The organism is Marinobacter sp. ELB17 (genome assembly GCF_000169375.1).
GTDB lineage: Bacteria > Pseudomonadota > Gammaproteobacteria > Pseudomonadales > Oleiphilaceae > Marinobacter.
Genome location: NZ_AAXY01000021.1, coordinates 58341 through 72260, shown reverse-complemented (window position 1 = coordinate 72260; position 13920 = coordinate 58341). Strand labels below are relative to the sequence as shown.

At 49.1% G+C, this 13920-nt stretch carries 11 protein-coding genes; 8 read left to right on the top strand and 3 right to left on the bottom strand.

The features are described 5' to 3' along the window. The coding region (locus MELB17_RS17705; protein ID WP_157133344.1) for a hypothetical protein at nucleotides 1-376 on the bottom strand (376 nt) is incomplete at its 3' end. 190 nt (nucleotides 377-566) lie between these two features. Here MELB17_RS17705 and MELB17_RS17700 point away from each other — a divergent pair. From MELB17_RS17700 to MELB17_RS17680, 5 genes are all read left to right on the top strand, one after another. Beyond that, entirely contained in the window at nucleotides 567-1073 is a 507-nt protein-coding gene (locus tag MELB17_RS17700) for a hypothetical protein (RefSeq protein WP_007351697.1), read from the top strand. Between the two features lie 384 nt (nucleotides 1074-1457). Further along, complete coding sequence (locus MELB17_RS17695) at nucleotides 1458-2684, top strand: ParA family protein (RefSeq protein WP_007351696.1); 1227 nt, start codon at nucleotides 1458-1460, stop codon at nucleotides 2682-2684. Next, on the top strand, nucleotides 2671-3783 hold the full coding sequence (locus MELB17_RS17690) for a ParB/RepB/Spo0J family partition protein (RefSeq protein WP_083796428.1): 1113 nt from the start codon (nucleotides 2671-2673) through the stop codon (nucleotides 3781-3783). The genes MELB17_RS17695 and MELB17_RS17690 overlap by 14 nt, the downstream gene beginning before the upstream one ends. 862 nt (nucleotides 3784-4645) lie before the next feature. Next, nucleotides 4646-5692, top strand: a complete 1047-nt coding sequence (locus MELB17_RS17685) for a hypothetical protein (RefSeq protein ID WP_007351694.1) — start codon at nucleotides 4646-4648, stop codon at nucleotides 5690-5692. A gap of 1434 nt (nucleotides 5693-7126) precedes the next feature. Then, a complete protein-coding gene (locus tag MELB17_RS17680) occupies nucleotides 7127-7693 on the top strand; it encodes a PH domain-containing protein (RefSeq protein WP_007351693.1) in 567 nt (188 codons plus the stop codon). A 463-nt stretch (nucleotides 7694-8156) separates the two neighbouring features. Here MELB17_RS17680 and MELB17_RS17675 read toward each other — a convergent pair whose 3' ends face one another. Continuing rightward, on the bottom strand, nucleotides 8157-9017 hold the full coding sequence (locus MELB17_RS17675) for a hypothetical protein (RefSeq protein ID WP_007351692.1): 861 nt from the start codon (nucleotides 9015-9017) through the stop codon (nucleotides 8157-8159). A gap of 201 nt (nucleotides 9018-9218) precedes the next feature. Between MELB17_RS17675 and MELB17_RS17670 the strand changes: the two genes are divergently transcribed. Continuing rightward, complete coding sequence (locus MELB17_RS17670; protein ID WP_007351691.1) at nucleotides 9219-10340, top strand: hypothetical protein; 1122 nt, start codon at nucleotides 9219-9221, stop codon at nucleotides 10338-10340. 9 nt (nucleotides 10341-10349) lie between these two features. Here MELB17_RS17670 and MELB17_RS17665 read toward each other — a convergent pair whose 3' ends face one another. Further along, nucleotides 10350-10592 (bottom strand): hypothetical protein, encoded by a 243-nt coding sequence (locus tag MELB17_RS17665; RefSeq protein WP_007351690.1) that lies wholly within the window; start codon nucleotides 10590-10592, stop codon nucleotides 10350-10352. A 101-nt stretch (nucleotides 10593-10693) separates the two neighbouring features. Between MELB17_RS17665 and MELB17_RS17660 the strand changes: the two genes are divergently transcribed. Together MELB17_RS17660 and MELB17_RS17655 are read left to right on the top strand one after the other, a co-directional pair. Beyond that, on the top strand, nucleotides 10694-12322 hold the full coding sequence (locus MELB17_RS17660) for a UvrD-helicase domain-containing protein (protein WP_083796427.1): 1629 nt from the start codon (nucleotides 10694-10696) through the stop codon (nucleotides 12320-12322). Between the two features lie 77 nt (nucleotides 12323-12399). Continuing rightward, nucleotides 12400-13890, top strand: coding sequence for a hypothetical protein (locus tag MELB17_RS17655; protein WP_157133343.1), 1491 nt, complete (start codon nucleotides 12400-12402; stop codon nucleotides 13888-13890). The last annotated feature ends 30 nt before the right edge of the window (nucleotides 13891-13920 follow it).

The window sequence follows — 13920 nt, the reverse complement described above, 5'->3', positions numbered from 1 at the left end:
GCCACTCGTTAAGAACTCGATGATTCGAGCCTTTTGTCACGATGGTTTCTGCAGTATGAGGGTTTGTGAAGATCTTTTCTTTGCGTGGGGGAGTTACGCTCGATTTCCCACGAGCAGGGCTAGAAGCCGCCTTAGACGCTCGCTTAGCTATCTTCGGTGAACTTGTTAATGTCACGTCATCAGGATATAGAGCCACCAAAGCATCAACCAAGTCTTGGGGCTCTACCGAATATTTAGCAAGCATCGCCTTCAAATCGCCCTCGACCTGCAGCTTAGATTTCAAAGCGTCAGACTTTTCTAATTCTTCAAGCTCTCGCTGCAGTTGATCAACGAGCTTTCGTTTTGTGTAGTATTCGCCGACGCTGGTTCTGGCCATTAATATAACCTTTTTAAAGTTAAGGAAGAATGCGCAAAAAATTAACATTCCAGCAGGTTCTTCGCAAGCGAATGCATCTGCATAAAACACACTATATAGCGAGCATCAAGGGTAAAGTTTGCCACCTGTGGTAGTCTAATATCCTTAAAATATAGTGACCAGGCTCATCTGCCGAACTGGAGATTTACTGATGTTAAAAGAGTACGAGGGCCATAAAGCACCATCGATCAAGGCACTAGCCCTTACGGTAACCTTTTATGCAATCAGCTTTTCCACCGTAGCTGCGGCCCAGAGTGCCCAGAGTGCTCAGAATGACATCAGGTCTTCTACGGTGGTAAATCTGTGCGGCATGTACCAAAACATGTTTTTTTCTATGACTCAGATGCGCGCAACTGACGGATACACGGACGACCTACTGGGTGAGATTGCGGCCAGTGAGCCAAACCCTGTGGCAAAACAATTTCTTGTGAATACGGCACGTCGAGTTTCGAAAATTAGCGGCGATCGTCGAGTTAAAGAATTCCTGAATAGTAAAGAGTTGTATGTGATGCCTTGTTATAACGCGATGGCCTTCTCTTATGACAATCCCAAGACCACAGCAGACTCCGGTCGTCGGACCATTGAACAAGAGCAAAAAGCAATACAGCCCCGCGTTTACAGTCAACCGAACCCAGACAATAGCAGCAGTCGACGCTGACTAGCTGTTTGTTCATTTGATGCGGTCGCCGGCCCCCACCAGGGCCGGTTTCATATTGAGCCATCGGAAATGTTTGCTAAAAATCACCGGCACAGCATCATTTTAGCAAAACCTGACCCTTCTGTATGCAAGCGCCCTGCCCTACCCCCTGCAAACATAATCATTACCTATCCCAAACATCCCCATAAATGAATTTAGGGGTTTCCCGCTATTTTCGGTGAGAACGCAGCTGCTCGCAATAAGCCACTACCCAAGCTGAACAACGCGGCTGATGAAATTTAAAAGTGTAGGAATTGGCACATAGGTTTAAAATAATGCTAAAGTGCGTAAATAGTAGAATATTGCTAGAAAATCGAATATTAATTAAACCACAGGTGAAACGGTATGATGACACGGAATGAATGGATGGGTCCCGGAGAGGATACGTATGAGTATTTCTGCAACCTTAACGACCAAGGTACCGATGAACTTGTTGCGTTGCGTGATCAGCAAAATACTCAGAGGGGTGACGGACAGCATCGACACGAGCGAACTTGGGGGGCAACGAAAGCGGCAGAAATGATCGGACGTTCTGCCAATTGGCTGCGCGAGAACGATCCGGAAGCGCCAAAGAATTTGGCTGGGCGTGGACGTTGGAGCCTTGGCCGTATCAACGGGTTACGCGTGGCTGCCGGAACGGCCTATAAGCGTCCAGTCCTAAGTAACGCGATCGTACTTGCGATGTCAAAGTTTAAAGGGGGTGTCGGTAACACAACGAATACCCTACATTTAGCTCACGGTTTGGCGATGAAAGGACTAAAAGTTCTTGTGTGGGATTTGGACGCACAGCACTCAGCAACCCAAATTGGCGGTGGTTTAGTGCCCGATTTGGAACTCGAAGATGAAGACCTACCAAATAGCCTACTACTTGAAAATCCGTCAGGTATCCTTGATCCATTGTGCAGTGTCGTCCGGGGAACCTACTTTCACAATGTAGACTTGGTCCCGGCAAACTCATCACTAAACGATTTAGAGATTAAATTGATCGCCCAGTATCAAGGCCAGGAAAAAGCGCAAACCGAGATCGCTCCAGAGTATCGCGTTGCAGCGGTTCTAGGCCATATAAAGAACTTTTACGATGTTGTTTTGCTTGATTGCCCGCCTACCCTTGGAATGAATACCATGAATGGCTTGCTAGCGGCTGATGGTGTCATCACGTCTTTGCGACCTGAAATGCTCGATAGAGCCTCCCTGGTAGCCTTCACGGACGGCCTAGCGGGACTTATCAGTAATACCGGAAAATGTTTCTCTTACTTTCGAATTCTCATTAGTCAATTTCAAGATGGAATTTCAGCCGATCCAATAAAGGGTAGCGTTAAAGTATCCGCTCATAAAAGAAATGAAGGAGACTTACGCGCTTTATACGGCAATGCGGTTATGAACTCAATGATGCACCACAGCAGGGAAATCGGAGCTGCGGCAACCGGTATGTCAACAATACTGGCTAACGAAAAACCTGTTGGATCGCGTGGAGCTTACAATCGCGCGGAAGGGGTGGTGAACGCGGTGGTTAACGAAGTGTATTCTGACCTTTTAACTCTATGGGATATGGAGAGTGATGATGACGAGTGAAAATAGCGGCTCCGTTGCACCAACAGTAAAGCAACGTAAACCACGTGGGGCTGGCGCCTTTCGCAGCAAACCCCAAGCGTCCATTGAAACGCTATCTCAAGAGGGAGCAAAGCGAAACTTCGGCTCTGCGACGGCCGATACGCAAAATGTACCCTCCCACCCCCTGCCCCAGATGAGCCAGCGTAGAAACACTGAGTCTGTGACATCCCCTGCCCTAGCGGCGCTCATTGAGAATGAAATTCCTACATTTGTGTTGCCGACTAAAATCACACCCTGGAAATTTCAGGATCGGCAAATGGCAGAGCTTGATGGTGACTCCGATTATGAGGATCTAGTAAACGAGATTCGAGCGTGGTGGGTTATTAGTCCAATATTGGTCAGAAAGCTGTCTGTAGTTAATCCTGAAGGTTACGAATACGAAGAGATAGCTGGGTTTAAACGGTTATCAGCTGCAATGAGAGTCAACCCATCTCGACCAATGCCAGTAGTTGTTAAAGAACTGTCTGATCTAGAAGCCTTGCAGTTACAGAGAAGTGAGAATGAAGGTCGATCCAGACCATGCCAGTGGTCAATGGCCAATTTCTACAAGCTAGTGCTCGCCGAAGGTTTGGTGAAAACCACCATGGATCTAGCGGTGATGTACAAAATTGACCGAACGTCTGCCTCTCACTATATTCGTGTTGCAGAAGACATGCCGCAGGACTTCATTGATTCTTTTGATCTTTATGCATTTAGCCTTAATGCGCTGCGTTCTCTTGTGGCTGAGACTAACAAAGAGGTTGGAACTGACAGATCGGAGTTAATTGACCGAATTGTAGAATTGGCTGACGCAATCGCAAAGAAACCTGATAATGCCGTTAAGTTGATTGAGAAGTGTGCGAGTGATTTTAGAAGTCGTAATACTGCTAAAACTGAAGCACCGGCGAGAAAGGCGTTTAATTCTCAGAAAGGCAAAGTGTTGACGACAAAGCAAGGTGCATCAAGCTTGTCGTTTACTCTTCATGAAGCGGCTATCGATCCAGATATTTACGGCGAGGTTGAAAGTGCCATCCTTGCGATACTTGAAAAAAAGGGTTTGAAAATGGCGGAGAAATCATAGTCAGTGGTGATGAGTAAAGTTAGTGGTCGCGACCACAAAGCGATACCGGAACAGAATCAGGCTCCAATAACGACCGGCCACGAATTAGTGGTCGCGACCACAAAGCGATACCGGAGCAGAATCCGGCTCCAATAACGACCGGCCACGAATTAGTGGTCGCGACCACAAAGTTAAATCAGGGAAGAATCAGACTCCAATTACACCTGGCAACGGATTAGTGGTCGCGACCACAAAGCGATACCGGAGCAGAATCAGGCTCCAATAACGACCGGCCACGAATTAGTGGTCGCGACCACAAAGTTAAATCAGGGAAGAATCAGACTCCAATTACACCTGGCAACGGATTAGTGGTCGCGACCACAAAGCGATACCGGAGCAGAATCAGGCTCCAATAACGACCGGCCACGAATTAGTGGTCGCGACCACAAAGTTAAATCAGGGAAGAATCAGACTCCAATTACACCTGGCAACGGATTAGTGGTCGCGACCACAAAGCGATACCGGAGCAGAATCAGGCTCCAATAACGACCGGCCACGAATTAGTGGTCGCGACCACAAAGTTAAATCAGGGAAGAATCAGACTCCAATTACACCTGGCAACGGATTAGTGGTCGCGACCACAAAGCGATATCGGAGCAGAATCAGGCTCCAATAACGACCGGCCTCGAATTAGTGGTCGCGACCACAAAGACAAATCAAAGCAAAATCTGACTTCTAATACACCCAGTCACGAATTAGTGGTCGCGACCACAAAGTGAGATTAGAAAAGAAATATATCAGCGAGGGCTAAAAACGCAGACCCAACATGCCAAAATAGAGAACCAAGAACGCTCAACAAACCAGTAGATCCGGATAACAGATTATGGAACATTTAGATGTAATTGGAAAAGCACAAGACACTCTGGACACGTCGGTTAATCAGATGAACTTGGACCTCTTCCTATCCGACGACGACAGCCCAGACATAACGCGCTCCTTGCGTGTTTACGACCTTGCGCCCAAATACGTCTATGATAACCCAGCGGTCTTATTGGCCAACGCGAAAACCAGTAGTGTAGAGCGAGAACTTACAATAAAAAACACCATTTACAAAACAGTCATCACGGCTGGCAATATTCGAGACGATGACGGACTGGAATACTTAGCTTTTCCATCAGCTCGGGAAGAGCTAGTTGAGATTGCCCTTCGGAAGCTTGCTGTGAGTGGGGGAGCCATTACAACAAAGAATGGCGGGGTAGGAGTGCAGTTTTCAATCTACGCCCTGCGCAATGAACTGGCGGCTCACGGACATGCTGCCACTTACAAAGATATTAAAAGAAGCATACTGATTCTCCGAAGGGCGAGCTTAACAATAATGGATACAAAAACTGGGAAAACGTGGGATGAGAATTTTTTTCCACAAATGGCAATTGGAGGCTGGGAGGGTGCAGCAGGGGCGGAGTATCAGCAGCACTATGTCAGTTTTCACTCCCTGGTAAGTGAGAGTATTCGGTCGCTGCAGTTTCGTGATGTTAACTATCGCGATCTGATGATGATTAAGGGCTCTCTCGCCCGGTATATTTTCACGCGCATGGCAAGCATTTACATATATGCAAGCTCTGATGACCCATATTCGCCATCAAGAAATCAGCTACTAACCGAGTCAGGAAGACGTACCGAAGGTGCAGGTAACCGTTTGAATGAGCAGGTTAGTCGGGCACTGAACCAGTTGGTTGCACAAGGGATCATTGAGCGATGGAGCGTTAAGCGTCAAGAAAAAACAGGTCGCGCCGTAACAAATCTGTTCTATGAAATATTTCCAACGAAACGTTTTATTTCGGACATTATAAATGCAAACAAGTCCTACGCTCATAGAATGAAAAAGCTTGGAAAAAAACGCATTGCGCAGATTAAGGGCTCAATTGCTTAACCCATATTATTTGGAGCAGGGGAGGGGAGGACCAACTATATCAGCCATGGATCGAAACATTGGACGACTGGGTATAAAGTTCTGTGCGTGAGTTCGATGTCCAATACAGAGTTTTTCGCCTGAGTTGATACTTGAAACCGGCTACGCAGAGCTTTACGCAAGCGTTCTCGGCGTGCCATTCCGTTGAAAACCGACCCATACTGCTTTCCGCGTGAGTCCAGGCCCAGTGCCTGCCATATGGAATTCTGTGCGTTAGTTCAGAATCGGACACCGTAGCATATGGAATTCTGTGCGTGAGTTCGATGTCTAATACAGAGCTCTTCGCATTAGTTGATGCTTGAAGCCAGCTACGTGAAGCATTACACAAGCGTTTTCATTCAGACACAGCGCTTTCAGCATGCCCTTCCGTTAAAAAACAGACCCATACTGCTTTCCGCGTGAGTCCAGGCCCAGTGCCTACCATATGGAACTCTATGCGTTAGTTCGTCATGCACGCCGGTCATCCGAGCCTCGAATTAATCCTTCTGAACGATTTAAAAATTGCTGGTTCAAAAAAGCAACGTTTTTGCAATTTTCTCAAATAACACTTTTAAGTGTTGTAAAACAGTAGGTTATGTTTGTAGATTGAGCCTTGAAGGCTCGACACCTCTAGGCGAGTAACAAAATATAACAAATTATATTCGGAGGCTATATACAGTAGTTTATACATGGAATTCTGTGCGTTAGTTAAGATATTGATATGGAACTCTGTGCGTCAGTTATATGGAACTCTGTGCGTCAGATGATTTACTCCTACATTATGATCAAAAAGTAACCTAAAATGACGGAAATAAGGAAAAAATCTTTTCAAAAACGATGGATTTGGCCGTTTTATATGGAATTCTGTGCGTCAGTTGAAAAATCGGTCCCGAAAATGAGGGCTTTTTAGGCCGCATCGCTAAAATCATATGGAACTCTGTGCGTTAGTTATATGGAACTCTGTGCGTTAGTTAGACTTCCATCTGGCTGATTTACTTAACGTTTGCGGCTCCTTATCCTTTGTTTTTATCCTTTGATAACCAGAAAATATTAACCAGCACGAGAGCAAAAAAACTCCGCCCACGATTCAGAGCCAGCCACAAAATATCGATTTTCGACCCCTTGACTGGGGTGCCTCACTTTCGCATAATCCACCACAGTCACATATTGTCCTCAGTTCTGATCACATCGCTCATATCCGCCAGCCTCTCCTGACTACCATCGCTGCTGATTCTATACCGCACATCCAAATACCAAATCAGTCGATATCTCAAGTCTAAGAGCCACTGTAAAGCCCTAACAACGCCTTTAAGGTCATGCAATCTAGTATGCTGTGCAACAGGGGTACCCCAAGGCAGGCACTCACTGAGCGCAGGCTCTACACTGAAACGACTCCCAGGATAACGGTCGATCACCATGGCACTACAAATCAACAGCTACGCGGCCTCAAACCTAGAGCCCGGTGAAATAATTCTTTACCAAACCCGCTTACACTGGATCACTCTGCTTAACCCTTTGCTATTCTGCATCGTCGGTCTCGTGGTCATGTCCTATGCCGGTACCGTTGAGTGGGATCAGATTAAAGCCAGTCCCGTTAACACAATCATGGATAATCCCTTGATCACCTTGCTGCCGATCGGCGGCTTAACAGCGCTCCAGGGAGCCGCACTGATCTACTTCCGGCTTCTAGCGATCATCTCCACGGAGATATCCGTGACAACGCGCCGGGTCATTCAAAAGACAGGGCTTATCTGGCGAACACCTGATGAAATTAAACGCTCTTATATAGAGGGTTGTCGAATTGTCGATCAAAGCTGGCTTGGTCAATTACTGCACTACGGAACTGTCGAAATAAAAAGCATCAGCGGCGGCAACCTGATGCTGACTAATGCAGTTAACCCAATGAAAATCCGCACAGAAGTAAATCGCCCCCTTAACCAGAATCAAACTCAGGCCCCAGGAGGCCGCAGGGCACCTGAATAATACGGAATCAATGGCCCCATAGGGGGTGGTAAGCAAGCACCTCTACAAGCCATTTTAAATGCCGCCAGCAAAGCCTGCCAGTTCTAGGTAGCGAAAAAACAATGTTAATAGGGACTAGCGGCATAAGCAGCTGATGCAAATAGGCCATTGGCCGTCGCGTGGATCGTTCACGCGCAAGCGCTTGCCCGCAAAAGCGAACGCGAAATTCGAAGAAGTCCCGCCCGCATTTTCCGCACAATCCGAAATCTTGACGAGCTAGGCTAAGGGGGGGGGAAGGGAAGGCGGAAGCCGCCCCAAATCATGAGCAGAGGGCGGGAGCCCGATGAGAATACAAGCAAAGAGCGAAAAGCCCGCAAGACGCAATACTCACGCCCAACGCCATAAATGGCGACAATCCATGTAAAAAAGCCTCTGTCCATTGCTGGCAGAGGCTTAAAAGCGGTTTTTGTTCTATCGCTTCGTTTTAGACGAAATGTTTGACGACAGATTCAGCGATAAGATGATTGAGCGTTTGCTGACTTGGCAACACCCATTCTCCATGCAGATCACCAAGACGCCAAAGATCGAAGGCCGGCATGTCTAGCCGTTGAGCCAAGGTTGGAATGGAGATACCGCGGTTGGTATAAACCTGCTGAGCAAATCCCAACACCAAATCGCGCACTCTTTGATTCTTGGTCATAAGAATGTGTATAGGGACGTTGACCTTAAATCGTGAGAGCCGGCGCATATCCAGGTTGATATCGTCTAGGTAGCGAGCAAAGGCATAAGGTTCTTGCTGGAACAAAGCATAGAAGTGACGTGTCGACAGGGAAGTTTCATTCAGGACAAAAGCAACATCGTAGGGCCGTATCTCTTCCGGGAGTAGACTTCCCTGTAACCGGCAATACCTCCCCCAGATACATTGCTGTCGATTCGTGACAAAGACGTTTTCAATAAATGTCTGCAGAGGATCTACAAAGTCTTCATTGTCAGTAACGTACTCTGTATCGCCAAAGTCCATGAGTCGAAAGGCCACTCCGCGGCCTTCAGCCACATTTGGCCATTGATCTTCGATCCGCCAGCGAAGTACGACTGCCTCATCCACCATGATGCGACGACTCAGGTTACGCGCCAGACGTGATTCGCATGTGTAGTGCTGGTGTTTCTTCAGCCACAAAGCTTTAGCGGAAGACTTTAGCGATTTCTCCGAGTTCTGCCACAGTTTGGTGATTAACTTGCGGGCGCTGTCGCTGTCGCGTCTAGAGAAGCTGTCGGGCAGAAACTGCCCCACCTCATCCAGCTCATTTAAGGTGTCATCAATGAGTGAAAGTTGCTGAGCGCCCATCACAAATCCTCAGTTAAATTCGCAGTAAAACGAAATAAGGTAGTTTATACGAATATGGCGAAGATATTACTAGTGAGTCACTTTGTCAACCAAAGTGTACACAAAACGCTCATTTCCGTACTCGCAGCATTGAAACAGCCTATAATGCGGACATCGCATAACTACCTCTATAGCTGTTACAACAGCTGAAGGAATACCACGATGAGAGATTCTGAGTCCGTTAGTGAAATGCACCAGCAAGTCCTAGAAAATATCTACTTGTTCCTAGAAGTGCTGGACCAGGTGAGCTCAAGCCTGGCGATTGACCGTCGATTTGAGATTGCGCCGGCTATTGCTCGTACAGAAGAGCACTTGAGTCGTTCGTACGGCGGGGAAGAGCTGACCTTCGATGACTACAAGGACATCAGTAAGCTCGCAGAAGAAATTGGCAAAAGTATCTGGAACCCAAAAGGTAAGACTCTTGCTGAGCGAATTGCCGTTTTTGGCATAAACACTCATCAAATTGCAATGAATCTGGACAGTGAGAGTGGGTCGGAACTGATAGAAGCACCCCAGCCACTCTGGAAGCGCCTGGTTGAAGAGCGTTTTGATCTTCTGGAAACCCAAACGGATGCACTCACACCGAAGCAACGAGTTGATTACGAAAATTCACTACGATCGGTAAACGGGGGCCTCGAAGCGAATGAGCGCCTGGGGGACATAGAGATGGCAGGGGAGGCCAAGGCCCAGCGCATGGCACCTGAGCGTTTGCCCCGGCTGAACGTCGAGTTTGTTGATAAGGCTGCCTTGCGAGTCTGGGCACAGTGTTCCGGCAAGGTAGGCGCCCTGCCTAAAGAGCCAGGAATACTGATTGATGCGCTGAAAGATTTGGAAGTTGGAGGTTTTGGAAGCAAAGAGATGCGCGCCGTAGTTGCTAAGGCATGGGGACAAAGCCAGCCAAAGTTGTCGCCAGAGTGGATTGATCATGCGACAAACGCCATTGTCGGATCAGCTACGTCAACGATGCTCGACAGCTCAGAAATGCGCAGTTCCACGTTTGTCCGTAAAGTGTTTGAAGATATTTATAACGGACCGGAGGCGGTACCGGGCCTGCAGGTAAAAACTGCAATTGCACAGTATGACCAAAGCAGAAATGACTTGATCAGCACACTGGCATCACTGGACGCCACATTGAGGGGTTTATCAGAGTCTAAGTCAGGTCATCAAGTACCGGCATCTCTGCTGACTCATATCAGCCGGGAAGCAGAAACATTGCGGGATCTTGTGCACAAAGCCGGGGATCAGTGGGACGCCGACGATTTGACCATCGATGCCCCACGATAGGGTGGGGGATTAATCGCGACGAAAGCGCTCACGCGCGGTGAAGTCAAAGGCGTTCAGGGGAACTTCGTCCAGAGCGCCTTCACTTAAATCAGATTCACGATGAACAGCCACTGCAACTGGCGCATCAATGACTCCGTACCGGCCATCGCTGATAGCTATAGACTGTTCGCGAGCGTGAATTTCCAATGCCTGTTCCTCGCTATCTGCATCAACGCAAAACTCATGGCGCACCTTTACACTGAATAAAGCCATATTGTGTAACTCCTGTCCTTAGTTGGATATGGCGCCATTATAGGGTACCCGAATAGGCGAAATGCCCGAAGAGCCCTAAATACTATGACGATTCGTACCGTATGAGTAATTTCCGGCTAACCAGCGAGCAAAAAGACAGCATTGTGCATGCAAGGCACGGCGGAAATATGGCAATTATTGCTGTAGCTGGCTCGGGTAAAACGTTGACCCTTTCTGGTATAGCCGCCAGCGACCAACGTTCCGGCATTTATCTGGTGTATAACCGCCGTATGAAGGAAGACATCCAAGGCCGATTGCCACCTCATGTGCGTGCCATGACCGGTCATTCCCTCGCGTTTAACGCTGTGATTGGCTCAAGTTATGATTACCGGATGAAGTTTGAAGCTGCCCGGGATGGTCGGACCATCCCCATGCGTACTGTGGTGGAGAACACAGACTGCCTGGCTCTAGCTCCGTTGACCACAAAGCAAGCCGCGGCTCTTATCCTGGAGACCATCAATCAATTCCAATACTCGGCCGACCTTGAATTAAGCCGGCATCATGTTCCGATTGAGAAAATTCCAGCAAAAATCCGGGCGCAAATGGATGAAGCCAGCCTACGATACATTCAAGAGACAGCCTGCGATGCGTCCCAGGCAATCTGGGCAAAGATGGTGGATGAGGCGTCGGATTTCCCGATTCTGCACGATACGTACGTCAAAATCCTGCAACTGCGGCAGCCTGAATTCTCAGTGCCACGGTATTTATGTGATGAATATCAAGATATTAACCCAGTTATGGCATCCATAATCAGCGGCCAGCGTGGCCAAAAAATCTTTGTCGGAGACCCCCAGCAACAAATCTATGGGTGGCGAGGTTCGATCAATGCCTTGGAAGCGCTCTCAAAAGAAGAGGATGTGGCGAGCTACAACCTCACTCGATCGTTTCGTTTCGGTCCCGAGGTCGCAGGCTTAGCCAACCGAGTGCTGCGCGGTCTTGGTTCATCGATCCAAATTCAGGGGGCAGGGCAGCGAATTGGGAAGCCAGACCCAAGAAAGCCGGTCACCGTCATTGCGCGACATAACATTACCTTGCTGGAGCACGTATTAGCGGCCAGCAAGCGTCAGCAATCGTTTTATCTGGCTGGAAGCTCCAGCGAGATTACCCAAATGATAAAGTCGTCCTATGCCCTGTATCGCGGGCAAACCAAGGAGGTTAAGCATCCGGACTTGAGCGGCTATGACAACTGGAACGAGTTCAAAGCAACAGCGCACTTGCTGAATGACCAGACGTTAGGGCATTTAATCAGGATTACCGAAAAGTATAAGGACAGAGCCCTCGACCTCATCGATACCATTGCCCGGCAACGGGACACCACGGAAGCCCAGGCAGATGTCATCCTGACAACCGCCCACAAAGCCAAGGGCCGGGAGTGGTCGCAAGTGCACCTAGCCGGTGACCTGGCGCTTGATCCTAAGCTGGTCGCAAAACTGCAGTGCGGGGTTGAACTGTCTATGGATGAGCGCGAGCGGGTGAACCTGCTCTATGTGGCGTTAACACGCCCGAAGCACGCACTCATACTTCCAAGCAGCATTCAGGACAACCTAATAAAGCTGCGCGATATCCCCCTACAAGCTAAACACCAGTCATCAAAGGCAAATGATCAGCCGGATAGCGCTATGACTACGGCAATGGCGCCTGAGTCAACCATTCAAGACTCGGGTTATTCGCCGAATTCGTCGACGTACTGAATCATCCCGATCAGCTCTGGAGGTTTCTGCAGCATGGTATGCTGTACGACACTGAACAGCCTATCGGAACCCATGCCATGCCTCCCGTTTATAGTCACAACAGACATGCTGCCTTCGCCCTAGTCACAGCCATCGTCACGGCCAGTTTCAGCACAACAGCGACAGCAAATCCCGATCAGGACGGTGGGGGCCTGACAAACGCATTAGTGAATGCGCCGAACACGCTGGCCTGGGTAGAGGCATGCAATAGCAATGAGTACGCTTTAGCTCGGGTGCATTCAACGACAGTAGACGAAGTTGCCCGGGGTCTTCACATTCTCCGCGAAGCGGGTGAGGTATCGGCCCTTGGAAAAATGAACGCCGGTGAGGCATGCCTTAGTATCGTGGCATCCGCCAGCACCGAGCGCCCTGTGATCAGTTTGCAGCGCTCCATTGAGACGGATATAGGCATCCATGAGGGCATTATTCGTAGCAACCCTCGCCAGGCGGAGACGATGACCCTGGCTTATCGTCTGGATGATATAAAACCATCGATTTATAGCAGGGCCAATGCGGATTTTTCAAAAATCCAAGAATGGCAGATTTCAGACCCTGAGATGGCCATGAGCATTCTCAATCAAGGCACGGCTCAGATAGCGCAAACACAAGAACGCTCGTACACGGTCTACAACGCAGAGGCGACAACGTGCCTTGTGATGGTGGAGCCTTCACCGGTGATCGATGAATTCCTACAGCTGGCCACACCCGCGCTGGCCCAAGGTCTTTCGGAAACAGAACGCCGGTGGTTGACTCAGTACGGTGATGCCACTGAGTTCTGGCACGAGGTTTCTCACTGTGTTGATGTACCCAGGGCCCAAGGCCCCGACAGTCCAGAGAGCACGGATTCATCAGACCCTCAGCTAGCGACGTGTGGTGCGGCGCAGAGCAATAAAACGCTGTTTAACCAGTTAGCCGGCAATCAGCTTGTGATTGAAGGTGCACTAACCGGTAGTGTTCCAGCCAATGCCGAGGTACAGCAACAAGATCCCGATAGCCTTGAACCGTTCCAGCCCGGGTACCAGCCAACGGCGATGGACAATGAAATCTTCAACAAGGTTAAGGACAGCCGGATACTCACTGAGCTGAGCTATGAGGCCCTTATGGACCGCCAGGGGCTAATGATTACCGCCGCACGGTTTGGCATACCGGAGTCGGGGTGCACCGCGAAAATGGTACCGGAACACCCCTGGAACAAGCTTCGTGCGCTTTGGTCTATCGGCAATCCTGATATCCGTTATATGTCGTGGTTAACTCCCTGGCTTGAGAGTCACGAACAACAGGTTCAACGACAGGTATTGGCCGATGCCTGGCGCGGACTTCTGCAGGCAAAGAAACGCGTATCCGGGAAGCTATTTTATCAGGACTGGTTTCTTAGCCGCCTAGCCGAGCAAAGACGCAACAACAAGATGTACATACCGTCCATGACCCCCGATTCCGGCCGTGCACAGCGGTGGGAGGGCTGGCTTCTTGATGTCACAGGTCAGCCCGAAAGTATCACCAGCCAACTGGGAAAGCCCGCCAAGCTGTAAGGCCAATGGCTGCCCAAGGATTGACCGATC

What these genes read in the sequence shown, in the direction of transcription:
- MELB17_RS17660 (WP_083796427.1), top strand. Translation starts at nt 10,694, where the DNA reads ATGAGTAATTTCCGGCTAACCAGCGAGCAAAAAGACAGCATTGTGCAT.
- MELB17_RS17685 (WP_007351694.1), top strand. Translation starts at nt 4,646, where the DNA reads ATGGAACATTTAGATGTAATTGGAAAAGCACAAGACACTCTGGACACG.
- MELB17_RS17670 (WP_007351691.1), top strand. Translation starts at nt 9,219, where the DNA reads ATGAGAGATTCTGAGTCCGTTAGTGAAATGCACCAGCAAGTCCTAGAA.
- MELB17_RS17700 (WP_007351697.1), top strand. Translation starts at nt 567, where the DNA reads ATGTTAAAAGAGTACGAGGGCCATAAAGCACCATCGATCAAGGCACTA.
- MELB17_RS17695 (WP_007351696.1), top strand. Translation starts at nt 1,458, where the DNA reads ATGATGACACGGAATGAATGGATGGGTCCCGGAGAGGATACGTATGAG.
- MELB17_RS17675 (WP_007351692.1), bottom strand. Translation starts at nt 9,017, where the DNA reads ATGGGCGCTCAGCAACTTTCACTCATTGATGACACCTTAAATGAGCTG.
- MELB17_RS17665 (WP_007351690.1), bottom strand. Translation starts at nt 10,592, where the DNA reads ATGGCTTTATTCAGTGTAAAGGTGCGCCATGAGTTTTGCGTTGATGCA.
- MELB17_RS17655 (WP_157133343.1), top strand. Translation starts at nt 12,400, where the DNA reads ATGCCTCCCGTTTATAGTCACAACAGACATGCTGCCTTCGCCCTAGTC.
- MELB17_RS17690 (WP_083796428.1), top strand. Translation starts at nt 2,671, where the DNA reads ATGATGACGAGTGAAAATAGCGGCTCCGTTGCACCAACAGTAAAGCAA.
- MELB17_RS17680 (WP_007351693.1), top strand. Translation starts at nt 7,127, where the DNA reads ATGGCACTACAAATCAACAGCTACGCGGCCTCAAACCTAGAGCCCGGT.